We start from the raw sequence: 20,215 nt of genomic DNA, 5'->3' as shown, positions 1-20,215 counted from the left end.
CGCGCAGTTCCCCGCGCCCCTTCGGGGCACTGGGCGACCAGCCTCTTCACAGGAAAGCGACCATGTACAAGCTCTTCTTCCGGCTCGTCTTCCAGCGGATGGACCCGGAGCAGGCCCACCACCTGGCCTTCCGCTGGATCCGGCTCGCCGTCCGCGTGCCCGTCCTGCGGACCTTCGTCGCCGCCGTGCTCGCGCCCCGGCACAAGGAGCTGCGCACCGAGGCGTTCGGGCTGCGCATGCACGGTCCCTTCGGGCTCGCGGCGGGCTTCGACAAGAACGCCGTGGCCATCGACGGGATGTCGATGCTCGGCTTCGACCACGTCGAGATCGGCACGGTCACGGGGGAGCCGCAGCCCGGCAACCCCAGGAAGCGGCTGTTCCGCCTCGTGCCGGACCGCGCGCTGATCAACCGCATGGGCTTCAACAACGAGGGTTCCGAGGCCGTGGCCGGGCGCCTGGCGGCCCGTACGCCCGTCTTCAGGACGGTCTTGGGCGTCAACATCGGCAAGACCAAGGTCGTCCCGGAGGCCGAGGCCGCCGCCGACTACGTGAAGTCCACCGAACGGCTGGCCGCGCACGCCGACTACCTCGTGGTCAACGTCAGCTCCCCGAACACGCCCGGCCTGCGCAACCTCCAGGCCACCGAGTCGCTGCGCCCCCTGCTGACCGCCGTCCGCGAGGCCGCCGACCGGACCGTGACCACGCGCCGCGTGCCGCTGCTCGTGAAGATCGCGCCCGACCTCGCCGACGAGGACGTCGACGCCGTGGCCGACCTCGCCGTCGAGCTCGGCCTGGACGGGATCATCGCCACGAACACCACCATCGCGCGCGAGGGACTCGGTCTGGAATCCGGCCCCGACCTGGTCGAGGAGACCGGCGGGCTCTCGGGCGCCCCCCTGAAAGCGCGCTCCCTGGAGGTGCTGCGGCGCCTCTACGCGCGCGTGGGGGACAGGATCACCCTCGTGGGCGTCGGCGGGATCGAGAACGCCGAGGACGCCTGGCAGCGCATCCTGGCCGGCGCCACGCTCGTCCAGGGCTACAGCGCGTTCGTCTACGAGGGCCCGTTCTGGGGCCGCGCGATCCACAAGGGCCTCGCCGCCCGCCTGCGCACCAGCCCGTACGCCACCCTCGCCGACGCGGTCGGCGCCGACGTAAGGAGGACGACGGTATGACCGGGTCATTCGGAGCGCGGCTGCGCCGTGCCATGGACGAGCGGGGGCCGCTGTGCGTCGGCATCGACCCGCACGCCTCCCTGCTCGCGGACTGGGGCCTGAACGACGACATCGCGGGCCTGGAGCGCTTCAGCCGCACCGTCGTCGAGGCACTGGCGGACCGGGTCGCCGTACTGAAGCCGCAGAGCGCGTTCTTCGAGCGCTTCGGGTCGCGCGGCGTGGCCGTGCTGGAGAAGTCGGTCGAGGAGGCGCGCGCGGCCGGGGCATTGGTCGTCATGGACGCCAAGCGCGGTGACATCGGCTCCACCATGGCGGCCTACGCCGCCGCCTTCCTCGAGAAGGGCTCCCCGCTCTTCTCGGACGCGCTGACCGTCTCGCCGTACCTCGGATACGGGTCGCTGAAGCCGGCGGTCGAGCTCGCGCGGGCGAGCGGCTCCGGTCTGTTCGTGCTCGCCCTCACCTCCAACCCGGAGGGCGCCGAGGTGCAGCACGCGGTACGCCCCGAGGACACCGCCCTGCGGAACGTGGGCGCGACGATGCTGGCCCATCTCGCCGAGGAGAACGCGGGCGAGGACCCGATGGGCTCCTTCGGCGCGGTCGTCGGCGCCACGCTCGGCGATCTGTCCTCCTACGACCTGGACATCAACGGACCGCTCCTCGCCCCCGGGATCGGCGCCCAGGGGGCGACCCCGGCCGACCTTCCGCGGGTCTTCGGCGCGGCGGTGCGCCAGGTGGTGCCGAACGTCAGCCGGGGTGTTCTGCGTCACGGACCCGACATCGCCGCGCTACGCGCGTCATCGGATGTCTTCGCGGAGGAGATCAGGGCGGCGGTCGGGACTGCGTAACGCTCTGGGCAGGAGTCCTCGGAGCGTCCCGCGTCTGAATACATCCTCAAATCCGGGCCGTTTTGTCGTAAATGTCGGACTCGATGGAGGCTGACCAGGACTTTTCCGCTGTTCTCGCTGACTCCGGCGGACTTGCCCGCTAGTCTCCGACGAGTGGGAGCACCCCCGCGCTCTCCGTAGAGCGGGGGAGAACGGGCAAGAGCGTTGCTCGTTGCTCCCCAGGTGTGGGGCGACTAGGTTCCTCACCGGTCCGTATCCGACAGTTCGACATCCGAGGTGACGTAGGCGTGGCTCTTCCGCCCCTTACCCCTGAACAGCGCGCAGCCGCGCTCGAAAAGGCCGCCGCGGCTCGCCGGGAGCGGGCCGAGGTCAAGAATCGACTCAAGCACTCCGGCGCCTCCCTTCACGAGGTCATCAAGCAGGGTCAGGAGAACGATGTCATCGGCAAGATGAAGGTCTCCGCTCTCCTCGAGTCCCTGCCGGGCGTGGGCAAGGTCCGCGCCAAGCAGATCATGGAACGACTCGGGATCTCCGAAAGTCGCCGTGTGCGGGGTCTCGGCTCCAATCAGATCGCCTCCTTGGAGCGCGAGTTCGGCGGCGGCGCCGCCTGACGTTCTCGGGCACCCCCGAGAACCTGGATAATCGCTGCATGGCTGCAACACCCCGGGGGACGACCCCCGTACCCCCGGACGTACGTCCGCGGCTGACCGTGCTCTCCGGCCCCTCAGGGGTCGGCAAGAGCACGGTCGTCGCCCATATGCGCAAGGAACACCCCGAGGTCTGGCTCTCGGTGTCGGCGACGACCCGCAAGCCACGCCCCGGGGAGAAGCACGGCGTCCACTACTTCTTCGTCAGTGACGAGGAGATGGACAAGCTGATCGCCAACGGCGAGCTGCTCGAATGGGCGGAGTTCGCGGGCAACCGCTACGGGACTCCGCGCACGGCCGTGCTCGAACGGCTGGAGTCCGGCGAGCCGGTCCTCCTGGAGATCGACCTCCAGGGAGCCCGGCAGGTCCGTGAGTCCATGTCGGACGCCCTGCTGGTGTTCCTGGCACCTCCCTCCTGGGAGGAGCTCGTGCGCCGGCTCACCGGGCGGGGCACCGAGCCGCCCGAGGTGATCGAGCGCCGGCTGGAGGCCGCCAAGATCGAACTGGCGGCCGAGCCGGAGTTCGACGAGACCCTGGTCAACACCTCTGTCAAGGACGTGGCCCGTGAGCTGCTAGCCTTGACGGAAGTTGTTTGATCTTTCAGGTCACCTTTAAGGTCAATTTCCACCTTTCGGAAGGCAGAGCGTGTCCTCTTCCATCACCGCGCCCGAGGGCATCATCAACCCTCCGATCGACGAGCTCCTCGAGGCAACCGACTCGAAGTACAGCCTCGTGATCTACGCGGCCAAGCGTGCCCGCCAGATCAACGCGTACTACTCGCAGCTCGGTGAAGGTCTCCTCGAGTACGTCGGTCCCCTCGTCGACACGCACGTCCACGAGAAGCCGCTCTCCATCGCCCTGCGCGAGATCAACGCGGGTCTGCTGACGTCGGAGGCCATCGAGGGCCCTGCTCAGTAGTATTTTCAGCTTGCGGTTCGTTCATCCACAGGCCCGGCAGTACGACTGCCGGGCCTGTGGTGTGTGATGGAGGCGTACGTTTTCCGAGGTCCGGGGAGAGACGTGGACAAGCCGAAGGTAGTCCTGGGGGTCAGCGGCGGCATCGCCGCCTACAAGGCGTGCGAGCTGCTGCGCCGGCTGACCGAGTCGGGGCACGACGTGCGCGTCGTGCCGACCGAGTCCGCGCTGCACTTCGTCGGCGCCGCGACCTGGTCCGCCCTCTCGGGCCATCCCGTCTCGACCGAGGTCTGGTCGGACGTGCACGAGGTGCCGCACGTGCGCATCGGGCAGGCCGCCGACCTGGTGGTCGTCGCTCCCGCCACCGCCGACATGCTGGCGAAGGCGGCCCACGGCCTGGCCGACGACCTCCTCACGAACACCCTGCTCACCGCCCGCTGTCCGGTCGTCTTCGCGCCCGCCATGCACACCGAGATGTGGGAACACCCGGCCACCCAGGAGAACGTGGCGACGCTGCGCCGCCGCGGCGCCGTCGTCATCGACCCCGCCGTGGGGCGCCTGACCGGAGTGGACACCGGCAAGGGGCGTCTGCCGGACCCGTCGGAGATCTTCGAGACCTGCCGCCGGGTGCTCGCCCGGGGGGCGGCCGAGCCGGACCTCGCCGGCCGGCACGTCGTCGTCAGCGCGGGCGGCACGCGTGAGCCGCTCGACCCGGTCCGCTTCCTCGGTAACCGTTCCTCCGGGAAGCAGGGGTACGCCCTCGCGCGCACCGCCGCGGCCCGGGGCGCCCGGGTCACGCTGATCGCCGCGAACACCCAGCTGCCGGATCCCGCGGGCGTCGACGTCATCCAGGTCGGGACCGCCGTGCAGTTGCGCGAGGCCGTGCTCAAGGCGGCCCCGGACGCCGACGCCGTGGTGATGGCCGCGGCGGTGGCCGACTTCCGGCCTGCTGCATACGCGGCGGGAAAGATCAAGAAGAAGGACGGCCGGGAACCGGAGCCCATCGTTCTCGTTCGTAATCCGGACATCCTCGCGGAGATCTCGGCGGAGCGTGCCCGCTCGGGCCAGGTGGTCGTCGGATTCGCCGCCGAGACCGACGACGTCCTGGCCAACGGCCGGACGAAGCTCCGCCGCAAGGGCTGCGACCTCCTCGTCGTCAACGAGGTCGGGGAGCGCAGGACGTTCGGCTCCGAGGACAACGAAGCGGTCGTGCTGGGCGCCGACGGAAGCGAGACCCCCGTGCCCCACGGGCCCAAGGAAGCACTGGCCGAAACCGTGTGGGACCTCGTGGCGCGCCGCTTCGCGTGAACGTCTCATTCGCTCCACAAGACCCCTTGAAACCGGCGCACAAGGGTGTGGGAACCTGGCGGAGACGGTTCATCGTGTCGCAGAATGCCCGTGCCGCAGGTCACAGCGCTTCCGAGAGGCGAGACAGTGGCCCCGTGGCGGAGCGCGACCGATAAACTGTTCTCGGACGACGCCGGGCGCAGCTCCCGGCCGTCCGCCAATGATCAGCCAGCAGCCGCTGCAACCCCAGGGAGCGTTGTGTCCCGTCGCCTGTTCACCTCGGAGTCCGTGACCGAGGGTCACCCCGACAAGATCGCTGACCAGATCAGCGACACCATCCTCGACGCACTCCTGCGCGAGGACCCGACGTCTCGGGTCGCCGTCGAGACCCTGATCACGACCGGCCTCGTGCACGTGGCCGGCGAGGTCACGACCAAGGCCTACGCACCGATCGCGCAGCTCGTGCGCGACAAGATCCTCGAGATCGGCTACGACTCCTCGAAGAAGGGCTTCGACGGAGCGTCCTGCGGCGTGTCCGTGTCGATCGGCGCCCAGTCCCCCGACATCGCGCAGGGCGTCGACACGGCGTACGAGAAGCGGGTCGCGGGTGCCGCCGCGGGTGACGAGGACGACGAGCTCGACAAGCAGGGTGCCGGCGACCAGGGCCTGATGTTCGGCTACGCGACGGACGAGACCCCGGAGCTCATGCCGCTCCCGATCCACCTCGCGCACCGCCTCTCGCGCCGCCTGTCCGACGTCCGCAAGAACGGGACGATCCCGTACCTGCGCCCCGACGGCAAAACCCAGGTCACCATCGAGTACGACGGCGACAAGGCGGTCCGCCTGGACACGGTCGTCGTCTCCTCGCAGCACGCGTCGGACATCGACCTGGACTCGCTGCTCGCGCCCGACATCCGCGAGTTCGTGGTGGAGCCCGAGCTGAAGGCCCTCCTGGACGACGGCATCAAGCTGGAGACCGAGGGCTACCGCCTCCTGGTGAACCCGACCGGCCGCTTCGAGATCGGCGGCCCCATGGGCGACGCCGGCCTCACCGGCCGCAAGATCATCATCGACACGTACGGCGGCATGGCCCGCCACGGCGGCGGCGCCTTCTCCGGCAAGGACCCGTCCAAGGTCGACCGCTCCGCCGCGTACGCCATGCGCTGGGTCGCCAAGAACGTCGTGGCGGCGGGCCTCGCCACCCGCTGCGAGGTCCAGGTCGCGTACGCGATCGGCAAGGCCGAGCCCGTCGGTCTGTTCGTCGAGACCTTCGGTACCGCCAAGGTCGACGCGGAGAAGATCGAGGCGGCCATCTCCGAGGTCTTCGACCTCCGCCCGGCCGCGATCATCCGCGACCTCGACCTGCTGCGGCCGATCTACGCGCAGACCGCCGCGTACGGCCACTTCGGGCGTGCGCTGCCCGAGTTCACCTGGGAGCGGACCGACCGGGTGGACGCACTGCGGAAGGCCGCGGGGCTCTAGTACCGCCGCACTCTGCGAGGCCCGGCACCCCTCGGGGTGCCGGGCCTCGGTGTTTCACGCCGCGGGGCCACCGGATCGGCCGACCCGTCAGCCGTGCAGCTCCGTACGCCGAGGGCCGCCCGGTGCGCCGGCCGCGCGTACTCCGTGGAGTGCGCACGGTGCGTGCGGAGAAGGTGGTTCACGAAGGGCTGCCGGACTGATCCCGGGCGGGCGGCGGTGTCAGTGCGGTCTGGTAGGAATGCAGCTGTGAGCAGCACGGACGGGCAGGCGGGCGGCGGGGCCGAGGGGGCGCCGCCCGAGCAGCTTGCGCTGATCCGGGACGCGGTGCGCAAGGCGCCGCGGGCCAAGCCGCGGACCTGGCGCGGCGCGGCGGTCGCGAAGGAACTGCCCGTCGCGCGGGTGCTCGTCGACAAGGGCGTGCTGCATCTCGACCGCTACTTCGACTACGCCGTCCCCGAGGAGCTCGACGCCGACGCGCAGCCGGGAGTGCGGGTGCGGGTGCGGTTCGGCGCCGGGCGGCACCGGGTGCGGGAGGGGCGGCGCGAGGGCGGCGGACTGATCGACGGGTTCCTCGTCGAGCGGCTGGCCGAGTCCGACTATCCGGGGCCACTCGCGGCGCTCGCCCAGGTCGTCTCGCCCGAGCCCGTGTTGAGCGAGGAGTCTCTCGGCCTCGCGCGAGCCGTCGCCGATCGGTATGCCGGGAGTCTGGCCGATGTGCTGCAGCTGGCCGTCCCGCCGCGCAACGCCCGGGCCGAGGGGAAACCGTCGCCCGAGCCACTGCCCGCGCCTGAGGTGCCCGCGGCGGGCACCTGGTCCAGGTACGCGCGCGGGGCGGCCTTCATCGAGTCACTGGCGGGCGGCGGGGCGCCCCGAGCGGTCTGGAACGCCCTGCCGGGCCCCGGCTGGGCCGAGGAGCTGGCCCGGGCCGTGGCGGCGACGCTCGCATCGGGGCGCGGCGCGCTCGTCGTCGTGCCGGACGGGCGGGCCGTCAGCCGGGTCGACGCCGCGCTGACGTCGGTGCTGGGGGAGAGCCGGCATGCCGTGCTCACCGCCGAGGCCGGGCCGGAGAAGCGGTACCGGCAGTGGCTGGCCGTGCGGCGGGGCTCCGTACGGGCCGTGGTGGGGACCAGGGCCGCCATGTTCGCGCCCGTCCGGGATCTGGGGCTGGTGGCCGTCTGGGACGACGGGGACGGCAGCCACAGCGAACTGCACGCGCCACAGCCGCACACGCGGGAAGTGCTGCTGCTGCGGGCTGCCCACGACAAGTGCGCTTTCCTGCTGGGCAGTCGGAGCTGCACCGTCGAGGCCGCCCAGCTCGTGGAGAGCGGCTGGGCGGCCCCGATCGTCGCCGAGCGGGAGACGGTACGGGCGGCGGCCCCGCTCGTACGGACCGTCGGGGACGGGGACCTCGCGCGGGACGAGGCCGCCCGGGCCGCCCGGCTGCCCAGCCTCGCCTGGCAGGCCGTCCGCGAGGGGCTGAAGCAGGGGCCCGTGCTGGTGCAGGTGCCCCGGCGCGGTTACGTGCCGCGGATGGCCTGTGCGCAGTGCCGGGCGCCCGCGCGGTGCCGGCACTGCGCGGGGCCGCTGGAAGGTCAGGACGCCGGGGGCCTGCGGTGCGGGTGGTGCGGGCGTGACGAAGGCGGCTGGCACTGCCCCGAGTGCGGCGGGTTCAGGCTGCGGGCGCAGGTCGTGGGGGCGCGGCGGACCGCCGAGGAGCTGGGGCGCGCATTTCCCGCGGTGCCCGTACGGACGTCGGGGCGCGAGCAGGTGCTGGACACGGTGCCGGGATCGCCGGCGCTCGTCGTCAGTACGCCGGGCGCGGAGCCCGTCGCCGAGGGCGGCTACGCGGCTGCTCTGCTGCTCGACGGCTGGGCGATGCTGGGGCGGCCCGACCTCAGGGCCGCGGAGGACGCGCTGCGGCGGTGGATCGAGGCGGCGGCCCTGGTGCGGGGCCAGCGGGACGGCGGGACCGTGGTGGTCGTCGCCGAGCCGACGCTGCGGCCCGTGCAGGCGCTGGTGCGGTGGGATCCGGTCGGGCACGCCGTCCGTGAACTGGCCGAGCGGGCCGAGCTGGGTTTCCCGCCGGTGTCGCGGATGGCATCGGTGGCCGGGACCGCGGAGGCGCTCGCCGGGTTTCTCGCCGCGGTCGAACTGCCCGGTGAGGCAGAGGTGTTGGGCCCTGTCCCGATGCCTTCGGCCGATCCGGGACGGCCGCGGCGGCCGGGGGCGCCGCCGACGGGGGAGCCATGGGAGCGGGCCCTGATCCGGGTGCCACCGGGGAAGGGCGCCGCACTGGCGTCGGCCCTGAAGAGCGCGCAGGCGGCCCGGATGGCGCGTGGCGGGAGCGCCGGCAGCGGGGGAAGCGATGCGGTACGGATCCGGATCGACCCGCCCGACATCGGGTGACCGCCCGGGCAACCCGGCAGGACGTCTCAGGCGGGGAACTGTGACCGGCTGCCGGTCGGGCGTACAGGTCTGCCCCCGAACTCGGTCGGGGGCAGCCAGGGAGTGCTCAGTACGGACAGGTGTGCGCGTCAGCCGTTGCGTGGGCCCGGGAAGGCGCTCGGCCTGACCTCCTCGCGGAGGGTGGGGCTGCCCGCCGTCGGCTGGGTCGGCAGGGGCATGGGCATGGAACGGGCGGCGGGGACCGTGGGCATGCCGGTGTTGACGGCGACTGCGCGGGATCCGGACGGCTCGGTCGCGCGCTCCGCCTCGGCGGCGGCCTGCGCGGTCGCTCGACGGGCTCCGTAACGGCGGTGCACCGCCTGCTTCGTGACCCCGAGAGCCGAGCCCACCGCGTCCCACGAGAAGCCCAGCGAGCGGTCGAAGTCCACGGCGGCCGTGACCAGGGTCTCGACGCTGTCCCGCAGCTCCTGGGCGAGGCGGACGGTCGGGGCGGGGGCGCGTCCGTAGACGACGAAACCCGTGGAGGGTCCGGAGCGGCGCGGGCGGTAGACGTTGCCCAACTGGGCGGTCAGCGTGCGCAGTGCGTCCACCTGCCGGCGGACCCGCTCGATGTCCCGCACCAGCAAGTGCAGGCTGGCCCGAGCCTGGGCGTCGTGGGTTGCGTGGTCGGCCATGAACAAGCCTCTCGAACCGGCGTTGAAAAGGACCGGGCCGCGATTGCGGCCCGTTTTGGTCAACTCTTTCTTGACCAACGCGTTTCGGGGTGAGTGGTCACGCAGCAGGGGCGTGGGGGCATATGCGTACGCCCCCGGCGGGCGGACGAGCGCTCGCCTCCGTACACCCCTGACAAGGGCTTTTGCCATGCCTCACGGGCCGTGCGGCGGCCTCGGCGGGACGTTCGGTGCCGTCGTCCGCCGCCCCCCGGGGAGGACCCGGGCGGCGGGCACAGGACGCCCGGCCGTCGTCGTGCGTTGCCGTCCGGCACGGTCCCGCGGGCGCAGGGGTCCACCGGCCCGGCGCCCCATAGACTGGTGCGCTGCCCGTTGTGAATCCGCCCGAGAGGCCGACTGTCACCCATGAAGCTCGTCTTCGCCGGTACCCCCGAAGTCGCCGTTCCCGCACTGGACGCCCTGATCGCCTCCGGGCGGCACGAGGTGGCCGCCGTCGTCACGCGGCCCGACGCGCCGGCCGGGCGGGGACGCAGGCTGGTCGCGAGCCCTGTGGCTCAGCGCGCCGAGGACGTCGGGATCGAGGTGCTGAAGCCGCCGCGGCCACGGGACGAGGCCTTCCTCGCGCGGCTGAGGGAGATCGCCCCGGACTGCTGCCCCGTCGTGGCCTACGGCGCGCTGCTGCCCCGGGTCGCGCTCGACATCCCCGCCCACGGCTGGGTCAACCTGCACTTCTCCCTGCTTCCCGCCTGGCGCGGGGCGGCGCCCGTGCAACACGCGGTCATGGCCGGGGACGAGATCACCGGTGCCTCCACCTTCCTCATTGAGGAAGGGCTCGACTCCGGGCCCGTCTACGGGACCGTCACCGAGGAGGTGCGGCCCACCGACACCAGCGGGGACCTGCTGACGCGGCTCGCCTTCGCCGGGTCCGGGCTGCTCGCGGCGACCATGGACGGGATCGAGGACGGCACCCTGAAGGCCGTGCCGCAGCCGGTGGACGGCATCACTCTGGCGCCGAAGATCACCGTTGAGGACGCCCAGGTGGACTGGGCGGCGCCGGCGCTGCGGGTCGACCGGGTCGTACGCGGCTGTACGCCCGCGCCCGGCGCGTGGACCGTCTTCCGCGCCGAGCGGCTCAAGCTGATCCAGGTCGTGCCGGTGCCCGAGCGGACGGATCTGGCGCCGGGGGCGTTGGCGGTCGGGAAGAACAACGTGTACGTCGGTACCGGGTCGTACGCCGTCGAGCTGTTGTGGGTGCAGGCACAGGGCAAGAAGCCGATGCGGGCGGGGGACTGGGCCCGGGGCGTACGGATCGCCTCCGGCGAGGTTGTGGGGGGTGGCGGGGCGCTCTAGTGGCGGGCCGTCGCCTGCCGGGGGCCGGTGTGACGTCATGCGCGGGTCGTTGGGGGTTGGTCGCGCCGTTCCCCGCGCCCCTTGAAGGACTGCGCCGTTCCCTGCCCCGCAAGAGCCTGCGCCGTTCCCCGCGCCTGTCCTGGGCTGCGCCGTTCGTCTTCGAAGACGTGGAGGGCGTGCTCGTGGGGTGGGCGGGCGACGTACGCTGGGGCGGTATCTCTTCCACGAGCCGGAGCACCTTTACGTGAACGAGCAGTCCCCTCGGCCCCGCCAGCAGCGCAAGCCCTACCGCCGTCCGCAGAAGGACCCCGTACGGATGCTCGCCTTCGAGGCGCTGCGGGCCGTGGACGAGAGGGACGCGTACGCGAATCTCGTCCTGCCGCCCCTGCTGCGGAAGGCCCGGGAGAAGGGCGACTTCGACGGGCGGGACGCGGCACTGGCGACGGAGCTGGTGTACGGGACGCTGCGCCGGCAGGGCACCTACGACGCCGTCATCGCGGCCTGCGTGGACCGGCCGCTCCGCGAGGTCGACCCGCCGGTGCTCGATGTGCTGAGCCTGGGCGCGCACCAGCTGCTCGGGACGCGGATCCCGACGCACGCCGCCGTGTCCGCGTCCGTCGACCTCGCGAGGGTCGTGCTCGGGGACGGGCGGGCGAAGTTCGTCAACGCCGTGCTGCGGAAGATCGCGCAGCACGATCTGGACGGCTGGATCGAGAAGGTCGCGCCGCCCTACGACGAGGACCCCGAGGATCATCTCGCCGTCGTCCACTCGCATCCGCGCTGGGTCGTCTCGGCGCTGTGGGACTCGCTCGGCGGCGGACGCGCCGGCATCGAGGACCTGCTGGAGGCCGACAACGAGCGGCCCGAGGTGACCCTGGTCGCCCGGCCCGGACGCTCCACCGCCGACGAGATCCTCGGCGTGCTCGGCGAGGAGAACGCGCTGCCGGGACGCTGGTCGCCGTACGCCGTGCGGCTGTCCGAGGGCGGCGAGCCCGGTGCCATCGAGGCCGTACGCGAAGGACGGGTGGGCGTTCAGGACGAGGGCAGCCAGCTGGTGGCCCTCGCCCTCGCCAACGCGCCGCTCGACGGGCCGGACAAGGCATGGCTCGACGGATGCGCCGGGCCGGGCGGCAAGGCGGCCATGCTCGCCGGGCTCGCCGCCGAGCGCGGGGCCGTGCTGCTCGCCTCCGAGAAGCAGCCGCATCGGGCCGGGCTGGTCGCGAAGGCACTCGCCGGGAACCCCGGGCCGTACCAGGTCATCGCCGCCGACGGGACGCGGCCGCCGTGGCGGGCCGGGACCTTCGACCGCGTCCTGATGGACGTGCCCTGCACAGGGCTCGGTGCGCTGCGCCGGCGTCCGGAGGCCCGCTGGCGGCGCCGGCCCGACGACCTGGACGGCTTCGCCCCGCTGCAGCGGGGGCTGTTGCGCACGGCGCTCGACTCGGTGCGGGTCGGCGGTGTCGTCGGCTACGCCACCTGCTCGCCGCACCTCGCCGAGACCCGGGCCGTGGTCAACGACGTACTCAAGCAGCACGACGCCGAACTCCTCGACGCCCGGCCGCTGTTCGAGGGTGTCCCGGCCCTGGGCGACGGGCCGGACGTCCAGTTGTGGCCGCACCTGCACGGCACGGACGCGATGTACCTGGCGCTGATCCGCCGGACGGGCTGACCTCTCCGGGCGCGCGGATCGGAGTCACTCCGCGGGGCCACCCGGCGAGGCCGGTTCCGACGCACCCGTCCCGGCTGCCGGGGCGGCCGGCGGCCGTGTCGTGGTCCCGCCCCCGGCGCCGTCCTCGTGCGCCAGCCGGTGGGGCCACCAGATCTTCGGTCCCACGTCCAGGAACAGGGACGTCACGAGGACCGAGCGCACGATGAACGTGTCGATCAGTACGCCCAGGGCCACCGCGAAGCCGAGTTCGGCGAAGGCGACCATCGGGAGGGTCGCCAGGGCCGCGAACGTGCCCGCGAGCACCAGGCCCGCCGAGGTGATGACCGCGCCGGTGGTGGAGAGGCCCGTCACCACCCCCTTGCGGGTGCCCTGGCCGGCTGCCTCCTCGCGGATCCGGGTGGTCAGGAAGATGTTGTAGTCGATGCCCAGAGCCACCAGGAAGACGAAGACGAACAGCGGGAAGTCCGTCGACTCGCCCGCGTAGTCGAAGACGTACCGGAACGCGAGCGCGCTGATGCCCAGTGCGGCGGCGAAGGACAGCACCACCGTGCCGATCAGCAGCAGCGGGGCGATCAGGGCGCGGAGCAGGACACAGAGGATCAGCAGCACCACGACCAGCACCAGCGGGATGATCAGGATGTTGTCGTGGGTCGTCGCCTCGTCCATGTCCAGCAGTGACGCCGTACCGCCGCCGACCTGCGCGTCCGCGTCCGGCACGTCGTGGACGGCGTCCCGTACCCGCTCGACCGTCTGTTTCGCGGCCTCGCTGTCCGCCGGGTCGGTCATCGTGGCCTCGAAGAGGACCTTGCCCTCGAACTCGGGTTTCGTGCCCGGTGGCAGGCCGAGGGATTCCGGTACGACTCCTCGGGTGTCCGCGACCGCCCGGCCGACCTCCTCGGCCTGGGCGCGGTTGCTGACGATGACGAGCGGATCGCCGCTGCCCGCGGGGAAGTACTGCGCGGACACCTCCTGGCCGACGATCGAGTCGGGTTCGCCGGTGAAGGCGTCGGCGTTGCTGATGCCCTCCGCGCGCAGTTGGATGAGGCCCAGCGACAGCAGCGCGAGGACCGCCGCCGTGACGGCCCAGATCATGCGCGGGCGAAGCGAGATGCGGCGGCCCATCCGGGCCCAGACACCGCGCTCGGTGGGGTCCGGGGAGCCGAGGTGCGGGATCACCGGCCAGAAGATCCAGCGGCCGCAGATCACCAGCAGGGCCGGGAAGAGCGTCAGCATCGCGATCAGCGCCACCGCGACACCGATCGCGGCGACCGGGCCGAGACCGCGCGTCGAGTTCATCTCGGCGGCGAGCAGCACCAGCATGCTCAGGACGACGGTGGCGCCGGAGGCGAGCACCGCGGGGCCCGCCCGGTGCAGGGCGAGCGCCATGGCCTCGTGGCGGTCCTCGTGGCGGCGCAGTTCCTCCCGGTAGCGGGCCACCAGGAGCAGGGCGTAGTCCGTCCCCGCGCCGAAGACGAGGACCGTCAGAATGCCCGCGCTCTGGCCGTTGACGGTCAGCCCCGCGTGCTCCGCGAACAGGTAGATCAGCGCCTGCGCGGTGAACAGCGCCGCGACCACGCCGAGCAGCGGCACCAGCAGCAGGGTCGGACTGCGGTAGGTCAGCAGCAGCATCACGATGACGACGATCATCGCCGAGAACAGCAGCGTGGAGTCGATGCCCTCGAAGGCCTCGGAGAAGTCCGCTGAGGTGCCGCCCGGGCCCGTGATGTGCACGGCGAGCCCGTCCCCGCCCTCGCCGACGTCCGCACGGATCGAGTCGACCGCGGGCCCGATCTGCTCCCAGCCCTTCTCGTCCATCGTGATCGGCACCAGGACCTGGGCCGCCCGTGGGTCCGTCTGCCGGTCGTAGACGGGGCCACGGGTCTCCGCGCCGCGGATGCCGTGCGCACGCAGTTCCTTGAGCTCCCGTACGTCCTCGGCGATCCGATCCCGGTCCTGTGCCGTGAGGCCTTCCGCACGGGCGTACACGACGATCGCGGGGATCTGCTCCGGCCTGAAGTCCTCGGAGATCTGCAGGACTTGGGTGGACTCGGCGGAACCGGGCAGCCAGGAGGCCGCGTCGTTGTCCTGGGCGTCGGTGAGTTTCTGGGCGAAGGGCGCCGTCAGGACCAGCAGCACCAGCCACAGTCCCACGACCAGCCACTTGGACCGCCGGCCGCAGACCAGCCAGCCGATACCGCGCCGGCCCTGCCCCTGCTGCCCCTGCTGTCCTTGGTTCCCCTGCGCGTCCGTCATGGCCACCCCCGTAGCCGTGTGTGGAGCTGGTGGGCCGCCAAGGATGGCACGCGCCGTCCGGCAGGTGCAGTCACTCGGCGGAGTTGGTACGTACCGACTGGTCCGGGTCGGGGACCGAGGAGGGCAACCGGCGCCGGGCATGGCAGGCTTGTGGCATGGCCGCGCAGATCAACCCCAGCATCCTGTCCGCCGACTTCGCCCGCCTTGCCGAGGAGGCAAGGGCGGTGGAAGGGGCCGACTGGCTGCATGTCGACGTGATGGACAACCATTTCGTCCCGAACCTCACGCTAGGTGTGCCGGTCGTAGAGTCCTTGGCGCGGGCGACGGACACGCCGCTGGACTGCCATCTGATGATCGAGGACGCCGATCGGTGGGCGCCCCAGTACGTAGAAGCGGGTGCCGGTTCCGTCACCTTCCACGTCGAGGCGGCCGCCGCACCCGTGCGGCTCGCCCGCGAGATCCGGGCCAAGGGCGCCCGGGCCTCCATGGCCCTGCGGCCCGCGACTCCCATCGAGCCGTACGAGGACCTGCTTCCCGAGCTCGACATGCTGCTGATCATGACCGTCGAGCCCGGCTTCGGAGGCCAGGCCTTTCTCGACATCATGCTGCCGAAGATCCGCCGCACCCGCGAGTTGATCAACAAGCACGGCCTCGAACTGTGGCTGCAGGTCGACGGCGGTGTCTCGGCCTCCACCATCGAGCGTTGCGCGGAGGCGGGCGCCGACGTCTTCGTCGCGGGGTCCGCGGTGTACGGGGCGGACGACCCCGCCCAGGCGGTACGTGCATTGCGCACGCAGGCGGAGGAGGCGACGGCCCAGGCAGCATGGGCATGCGGCCACTGAGCCAAGGGAACATGAACGCCGCCCCTCAGGGCTGATCAAGTACGCCGCATCTGCAAGGATGAACGGCGAATCCAGAGTGTGAACAGCAGTGAGGAGAACGCCGTGTCGGGTATGTCGGCGGGCCGGTCGGCCATGCGGATGGGACCCGCTGAGCTGGTGCAGGCGGCGGCCATGGCCCGTCGCTTCTACCTGGAGGGCAAATCCAAGATCCAGATCGCCGAGGAGTTCGGCGTCAGCCGCTTCAAGGTGGCCCGGGTCCTGGAGACCGCCCTCGAACGTGATCTCGTGCGGATCGAGATCCGTGTCCCCGCCGAGCTGGACGCGGAGCGCTCGGACGCGCTGCGTGCCCGCTACGGCCTGCGGCACGCCGTCGTCGTCGAGTCCCCGGCCGAGGCCGAGGAGTCACCCGACCCGGAGAACCTCGGCGAGGTGGCCGCCGACCTGCTCGGCGAGCTGGTCGCCGAAGGCGATGTGCTCGGCCTCGCCTGGGGCCGTTCCACCATCCACATGGCGGCCGCGCTCGACCGGCTGCCGCCGTGCACGGTGGTGCAGCTGACGGGTGTGTACGACGCCGGGACGGCCGAGCGCGGCTCGGTCGAGGCCGTCCGCCGGGCCGCCCAGGTCTCCGGCGGCGACGCCCACCCCATCTACGCGCCGATGCTGCTGCCGGACGTGGCCACCGCGGCCGCGCTGCGCAGCCAGACAGGCATCGCCCGCGCCTTCGAGTACTTCGACAAGGTCACCGTCGCCTGCGTGTCGATCGGCTCCTGGGAGGCGGGCATCTCCACGGTGCACGACATGCTCACCGAGGAGGAGCGCGCCCACTACGCCACCCTCGGTGTGGCCGCGGAGATGTCCGCGCACCTCTTCGACTCCGAGGGCCGTCGTGTCGGCCGGGACCTGGGGGAGCGGTGCATCACCGTCGAGGCCGACCGGCTTCGGCGGATCCCCGAGGTCGTCGCGATCGCCGGCGGACAGCGCAAGGCGGCCGCCATCGACGCGGTGCTGCGGTCCGGCCTCGTCACCAGCCTGGTGACCGACACGGCCGCCGCGGACGCCCTGATGACGGCGGGTCCGACACCCCGTCCCGCCCTCGACCGGGCGGACCCCGACGGCATGTGATCCTCCAGCCGGTCCGGCCGGCGGTTCGACAGCACGCCTCGCGGGGACGGCTGTGGCAGCATCGGCGACATGCTGCTCCGGTCCGTCCCCCGTCTGCTGTCCGGGCTGCTGATCTGTCTGGCCGTCCTGACGGCCGGCTGCTCGTCGACGGGCACCGGGACGGCCGCACCGGCCTCGGTCCCCGCCTGGGCCGCCGGGACGGAGACCGTCAGGGAGTCCGACCTGCCCGCCGAGGCCCGCCGGACGCTCACCCTTATCGACGAGGGCGGCCCTTTCCCGTACGCCAGGGACGGCGCCGTCTTCGGCAACCGCGAGCGCGAGCTGCCGCGGCGCGAGCACGGCCACTACCACGAGTACACGGTATGGACACCCGGCGAGCGGGACCGCGGAGCCCGGCGCGTTGTCACCGGGCGGGGCGGCGAGGTCTACTACACCGATGATCACTACGACTCGTTCAGGGCGGTGCTGAGATGACGGACGACGTGCCGGGCCGCCACGTGGTCACGCTGGACCTCGACGGTGTCACGGACAAGGCTGGCCTCATGGAGCGTTGCGTGAGCGCCCTGGGCCTGCCGGACTGGTTCGGACGGAACTGGGACGCGCTCGCCGACAGCCTCACCGACCCGTCCGTGTGGCCCGAGGCCGCCGGCGAGGGCGGACTGCTCGTCGTCGTCACCGGCTGGCGGGCGTACGCGCGGACGCGGCCCGAGGAGTGGGAGGTCGCCGAGGACGTGTTCGCCGGGGCGGCGGACCTCGTGCCGGCGCTCACCGTGGCGCTGGCCCTTGGAGGATCCCACCAGTAGGCCGCCGACCGGCCTGGACGATCGGCCCGGAGCGTGCGAACCCGTCGACATGGGACAATGAGGTACGTGCTCTTCCCCCGGGCTGTCCTGTTCGGGGGCCACCTCTGATCGACTGGGATGTGCAGCACGTGCGTTTCCTCAACGACATCCAGCCCGCGTACGACCTGACGTACGACGACGTCTTCATGGTGCCGAGCCGTTCCGCGGTCGGCTCGCGGCAGGGCGTCGACCTGGCTTCGCCGGACGGCACCGGCACCACGATCCCGCTGGTGGTCGCCAACATGACGGCGATCGCGGGCCGCCGCATGGCCGAGACCATGGCCCGCCGGGGCGGGCTCGTCGTCATCCCGCAGGACATCCCGATCGAGGTCGTCACCGAGGTCGTGTCCTGGGTCAAGAGCCGTCACCTCGTCCTGGACACCCCGATCATCCTCGCCCCGCACCAGACCGTCGCCGACGCGCTGTCCCTGCTGCCCAAGCGCGCCCACAACGCCGGCGTCGTGGTGGACGGGGACGGCAGGCCGGTCGGTGTCGTCACCGACGCCGACCTCAGCGGCGTCGACCGCTTCACCCAGCTGTCCGAGGTCATGTCGAAGGACCTGCTGCTGCTCGACGCGGACATCGAGCCCGGCGAGGCCTTCGGCAGGCTCGACCACGCCAACCGCCGCTACGCCCCTGCCGTGGACAAGGACGGCAGGCTCGCCGGCATCCTCACCCGCAAGGGCGCCCTGCGCGCCACTCTCTACACGCCGGCGACCGACGCGGACGGTCGGCTGCGCATCGCGGCCGCCGTCGGGATCAACGGCGACGTCGCGGGCAAGGCCAAGCAGCTGCTCGCCGCGGGCGTCGACACGCTCGTCGTGGACACCGCCCACGGTCATCAGGAGTCGATGATCGCCGCGGTCCGTGCCGTCCGCGGACTCGACCCGCAGGTGCCGGTCGTCGCGGGCAACATCGTCGCCGCCGAGGGCGTACGCGACCTGATCGAGGCCGGCGCGGACATCATCAAGGTCGGTGTCGGACCGGGCGCCATGTGCACCACGCGCATGATGACCGGTGTGGGCCGCCCGCAGTTCTCGGCGGTCCTGGAGTGCGCCGCCGAGGCGAAGAAGTACGGCAAGCACGTGTGGGCCGACGGTGGTGTGCGGCACCCGCGCGACGTCGCCATGGCACTGGCCGCGGGCGCCTCGAACGTCATGGTCGGCTCGTGGTTCGCCGGGACCTACGAGTCGCCGGGCGACCTCCAGCAGGACGCCGACGGCCGCCTCTACAAGGAGTCGTTCGGCATGGCGTCCGCGCGTGCGGTACGCAACCGGACGTCGGAGGAATCGGCGTACGACCGGGCCCGCAAGGCGCTGTTCGAGGAGGGCATCTCGACCTCCCGGATGTTCCTGGACCCGTCCCGGCCCGGCGTCGAGGACCTGGTCGACTCGATCATCGCGGGCGTGCGCTCCTCGTGCACCTACGCGGGTGCCAACTCCCTGGAGGAGTTCACGCAGAGGGCCGTCGTGGGCATCCAGAGCGCGGCCGGCTACGCGGAGGGCAAGCCGCTGCACGCCAGCTGGGGCTGAGCCCGACTCTCTTTCGTGCGGCCCCTGTTGCCCCGTGACGCGGGACAACAGGGGCCGCCCCGCGTCCGGTTGTCGCTAAGGTCGGGCGGATGCGGATGCGGATCGATGCCTGCCGGGCCGAGGACGTCGCGGTCCTGGAGCGGTTCATGCCCTCGCACAGCGTGGACGGGAGCCATGGGGCGCGGTTCGCGCGGCAGGAAGCGGGCGGGAGCACGTATCTGATCCCCTGGCTCGACGGCCGGCCCGTCGGTCACGCGGAGGTCCGCTGGACCGGTTGCGCGGCCACCGAGGTGCGCGCCGCGCGGCCGGGCTGCCCCGAGATCAACGGACTGTTCGTCTGGCCCGCGACGCTGCGCTCACGGGGTATCGGCGGGGCGCTCGTGCGGGCCGCCGAGGAACTGGCCGTCGCGCGCGGAACCGGGCTCATGGGACTCGGTGTCGGTGACGACAACCCGCGGGCCGCGGCGCTCTACGCACGGCTCGGCTACCGGCCCGTCGTGACGTACGTCGACCGCTGGGCGTACCTCGACGTCGACGGCGAGCGCCGCGAGTGCGCCGATCCCTGTGTCTTCATGGTCAAACGCCTTGATGCCCTGCAGGCGTGACGTCAGGCCACCTTGTCGTCAGGGCGTCTTGACGTCAAGTCTGCCTGACGGGACGCTGGGGTCATGACGACACCGCAGAGCACCGAGCCGCAGTACACGCTGCTGACCGCCGTGGCCCGTCTCGACGAGCTGAGGGTCCGGGAGTCACTGGCGGGAGCGGGCAGCGACGAGGAGGCCCTCGGGCGGGGCGAACTGCTGGAACTGCTCGCCCTCAGCGAGGTGGTGGCCCGAAAGGCGGCGTACGGCCGTCAGCTCAGCGTGCGCGCGGCCCGTGCGGCCGGGGCCTCCTGGTCGCAGATCGGAGCGGCCCTCGGGACCAGCAAGCAGGCCGCGTGGGAGGCCCACAACCGGTGGATCGACGAGCAGGCGGCCGCCCACGGACAGCCCGGACAGCTGGGCTTCGACGCGGGTGACGTGGCCGAGGCGCGAGCGATCGCCGGGCGGCCCGACGGCCTCTGAGCGGGCAGCACGCGCACCTCGCCGTCTGCGACTGCGGCCTGCGACTCCGGCCTCGGCGTGCTCGTTTCGCGCAACGGTCGAAAGGCCCCGCGCAACGATCGCCCGGCTGCCCCCGA

At 72.1% G+C, this 20,215-nt stretch carries 19 protein-coding genes; 17 read left to right on the top strand and 2 right to left on the bottom strand.

The features are described 5' to 3' along the window. Nucleotides 1–62: 62 nt before the first annotated feature. From KUF83_RS24530 to KUF83_RS24495, 8 genes are all read left to right on the top strand, one after another. Entirely contained in the window at nt 63–1,172 is a 1,110-nt protein-coding gene (locus KUF83_RS24530; protein WP_217457065.1) for a quinone-dependent dihydroorotate dehydrogenase, read from the top strand. Continuing rightward, nucleotides 1,169–2,017 (top strand): orotidine-5'-phosphate decarboxylase, encoded by an 849-nt coding sequence (gene pyrF, locus KUF83_RS24525; RefSeq protein ID WP_217457064.1) that lies wholly within the window; start codon nt 1,169–1,171, stop codon nt 2,015–2,017. The genes KUF83_RS24530 and pyrF overlap by 4 nt, the downstream gene beginning before the upstream one ends. Nucleotides 2,018–2,304: 287 nt before the next feature. Continuing rightward, nucleotides 2,305–2,628: an integration host factor gene (locus KUF83_RS24520; RefSeq protein ID WP_005319887.1), complete on the top strand. Its 324-nt coding sequence runs from the start codon at nt 2,305–2,307 to the stop codon at nt 2,626–2,628. Nucleotides 2,629–2,666: 38 nt separating this feature from the next. After that, a complete protein-coding gene (gene gmk / locus KUF83_RS24515) occupies nt 2,667–3,260 on the top strand; it encodes a guanylate kinase (protein WP_217457063.1) in 594 nt (197 codons plus the stop codon). A 49-nt stretch (nt 3,261–3,309) separates the two neighbouring features. Further along, the gene (rpoZ, locus tag KUF83_RS24510) at nt 3,310–3,582 is read left to right on the top strand and encodes a DNA-directed RNA polymerase subunit omega (protein ID WP_005319902.1); all 273 of its coding nucleotides are present in this window, start codon (nt 3,310–3,312) and stop codon (nt 3,580–3,582) included. Between the two features lie 102 nt (nt 3,583–3,684). After that, nucleotides 3,685–4,887, top strand: coding sequence for a bifunctional phosphopantothenoylcysteine decarboxylase/phosphopantothenate--cysteine ligase CoaBC (gene coaBC, locus KUF83_RS24505; protein ID WP_217457061.1), 1,203 nt, complete (start codon nt 3,685–3,687; stop codon nt 4,885–4,887). 237 nt (nt 4,888–5,124) lie between these two features. Continuing rightward, nucleotides 5,125–6,348, top strand: coding sequence for a methionine adenosyltransferase (gene metK, locus KUF83_RS24500; RefSeq protein ID WP_217457059.1), 1,224 nt, complete (start codon nt 5,125–5,127; stop codon nt 6,346–6,348). 246 nt (nt 6,349–6,594) lie between these two features. After that, nucleotides 6,595–8,754: a primosomal protein N' gene (locus KUF83_RS24495; protein ID WP_217457057.1), complete on the top strand. Its 2,160-nt coding sequence runs from the start codon at nt 6,595–6,597 to the stop codon at nt 8,752–8,754. 128 nt (nt 8,755–8,882) lie between these two features. Here the strand turns inward: KUF83_RS24495 and KUF83_RS24490 are convergent, their stop codons facing one another. Further along, complete coding sequence (locus KUF83_RS24490) at nt 8,883–9,428, bottom strand: hypothetical protein (RefSeq protein ID WP_217457055.1); 546 nt, start codon at nt 9,426–9,428, stop codon at nt 8,883–8,885. A gap of 402 nt (nt 9,429–9,830) precedes the next feature. On the opposite strand from KUF83_RS24490, the gene fmt reads away from it, so the two are divergent. Together fmt and KUF83_RS24480 are read left to right on the top strand one after the other, a co-directional pair. Continuing rightward, nucleotides 9,831–10,775: a methionyl-tRNA formyltransferase gene (gene fmt / locus KUF83_RS24485; protein ID WP_217457054.1), complete on the top strand. Its 945-nt coding sequence runs from the start codon at nt 9,831–9,833 to the stop codon at nt 10,773–10,775. A 244-nt stretch (nt 10,776–11,019) separates the two neighbouring features. Beyond that, nucleotides 11,020–12,444 (top strand): RsmB/NOP family class I SAM-dependent RNA methyltransferase, encoded by a 1,425-nt coding sequence (locus KUF83_RS24480; protein WP_217457053.1) that lies wholly within the window; start codon nt 11,020–11,022, stop codon nt 12,442–12,444. 24 nt (nt 12,445–12,468) lie between these two features. Here the strand turns inward: KUF83_RS24480 and KUF83_RS24475 are convergent, their stop codons facing one another. Then, nucleotides 12,469–14,697: an MMPL family transporter gene (locus KUF83_RS24475; protein ID WP_217457052.1), complete on the bottom strand. Its 2,229-nt coding sequence runs from the start codon at nt 14,695–14,697 to the stop codon at nt 12,469–12,471. 155 nt (nt 14,698–14,852) lie between these two features. On the opposite strand from KUF83_RS24475, the gene rpe reads away from it, so the two are divergent. From rpe to KUF83_RS24440, 7 genes are all read left to right on the top strand, one after another. Beyond that, nucleotides 14,853–15,539, top strand: a complete 687-nt coding sequence (gene rpe / locus KUF83_RS24470) for a ribulose-phosphate 3-epimerase (protein ID WP_217457050.1) — start codon at nt 14,853–14,855, stop codon at nt 15,537–15,539. Between the two features lie 78 nt (nt 15,540–15,617). Beyond that, nucleotides 15,618–16,661, top strand: a complete 1,044-nt coding sequence (locus KUF83_RS24465; RefSeq protein ID WP_217457048.1) for a sugar-binding transcriptional regulator — start codon at nt 15,618–15,620, stop codon at nt 16,659–16,661. A gap of 69 nt (nt 16,662–16,730) precedes the next feature. Continuing rightward, on the top strand, nt 16,731–17,135 hold the full coding sequence (locus KUF83_RS24460; protein ID WP_217457046.1) for a ribonuclease domain-containing protein: 405 nt from the start codon (nt 16,731–16,733) through the stop codon (nt 17,133–17,135). Beyond that, nucleotides 17,132–17,464 (top strand): barstar family protein, encoded by a 333-nt coding sequence (locus tag KUF83_RS24455; RefSeq protein WP_217457044.1) that lies wholly within the window; start codon nt 17,132–17,134, stop codon nt 17,462–17,464. Before KUF83_RS24460 ends, KUF83_RS24455 begins: the two co-directional genes overlap by 4 nt. 128 nt (nt 17,465–17,592) lie before the next feature. Then, on the top strand, nt 17,593–19,035 hold the full coding sequence (locus KUF83_RS24450; RefSeq protein WP_217457114.1) for a GuaB1 family IMP dehydrogenase-related protein: 1,443 nt from the start codon (nt 17,593–17,595) through the stop codon (nt 19,033–19,035). 95 nt (nt 19,036–19,130) lie between these two features. Further along, complete coding sequence (locus KUF83_RS24445; RefSeq protein ID WP_217457113.1) at nt 19,131–19,640, top strand: GNAT family N-acetyltransferase; 510 nt, start codon at nt 19,131–19,133, stop codon at nt 19,638–19,640. A gap of 63 nt (nt 19,641–19,703) precedes the next feature. Then, nucleotides 19,704–20,099, top strand: coding sequence for a hypothetical protein (locus KUF83_RS24440; protein WP_217457042.1), 396 nt, complete (start codon nt 19,704–19,706; stop codon nt 20,097–20,099). The last annotated feature ends 116 nt before the right edge of the window (nt 20,100–20,215 follow it).

Source organism: Streptomyces sp. BV286, from assembly GCF_019090165.1.
Lineage (GTDB): Bacteria > Actinomycetota > Actinomycetes > Streptomycetales > Streptomycetaceae > Streptomyces.
The sequence above is the reverse complement of the archived record's forward strand: the minus strand, read 5'-3'. Positions and strand labels throughout refer to the sequence as shown.

Coding starts and splice junctions, on each gene's coding strand:
- rpe (WP_217457050.1), top strand. CDS start 14,853: ATGGCCGCGCAGATCAACCCCAGCATCCTGTCCGCCGACTTCGCCCGC.
- KUF83_RS24440 (WP_217457042.1), top strand. CDS start 19,704: ATGACGACACCGCAGAGCACCGAGCCGCAGTACACGCTGCTGACCGCC.
- KUF83_RS24530 (WP_217457065.1), top strand. CDS start 63: ATGTACAAGCTCTTCTTCCGGCTCGTCTTCCAGCGGATGGACCCGGAG.
- KUF83_RS24455 (WP_217457044.1), top strand. CDS start 17,132: ATGACGGACGACGTGCCGGGCCGCCACGTGGTCACGCTGGACCTCGAC.
- fmt (WP_217457054.1), top strand. CDS start 9,831: ATGAAGCTCGTCTTCGCCGGTACCCCCGAAGTCGCCGTTCCCGCACTG.
- KUF83_RS24490 (WP_217457055.1), bottom strand. CDS start 9,428: ATGGCCGACCACGCAACCCACGACGCCCAGGCTCGGGCCAGCCTGCAC.
- KUF83_RS24460 (WP_217457046.1), top strand. CDS start 16,731: ATGCTGCTCCGGTCCGTCCCCCGTCTGCTGTCCGGGCTGCTGATCTGT.
- KUF83_RS24445 (WP_217457113.1), top strand. CDS start 19,131: ATGCGGATCGATGCCTGCCGGGCCGAGGACGTCGCGGTCCTGGAGCGG.
- KUF83_RS24475 (WP_217457052.1), bottom strand. CDS start 14,697: ATGACGGACGCGCAGGGGAACCAAGGACAGCAGGGGCAGCAGGGGCAG.
- gmk (WP_217457063.1), top strand. CDS start 2,667: ATGGCTGCAACACCCCGGGGGACGACCCCCGTACCCCCGGACGTACGT.
- pyrF (WP_217457064.1), top strand. CDS start 1,169: ATGACCGGGTCATTCGGAGCGCGGCTGCGCCGTGCCATGGACGAGCGG.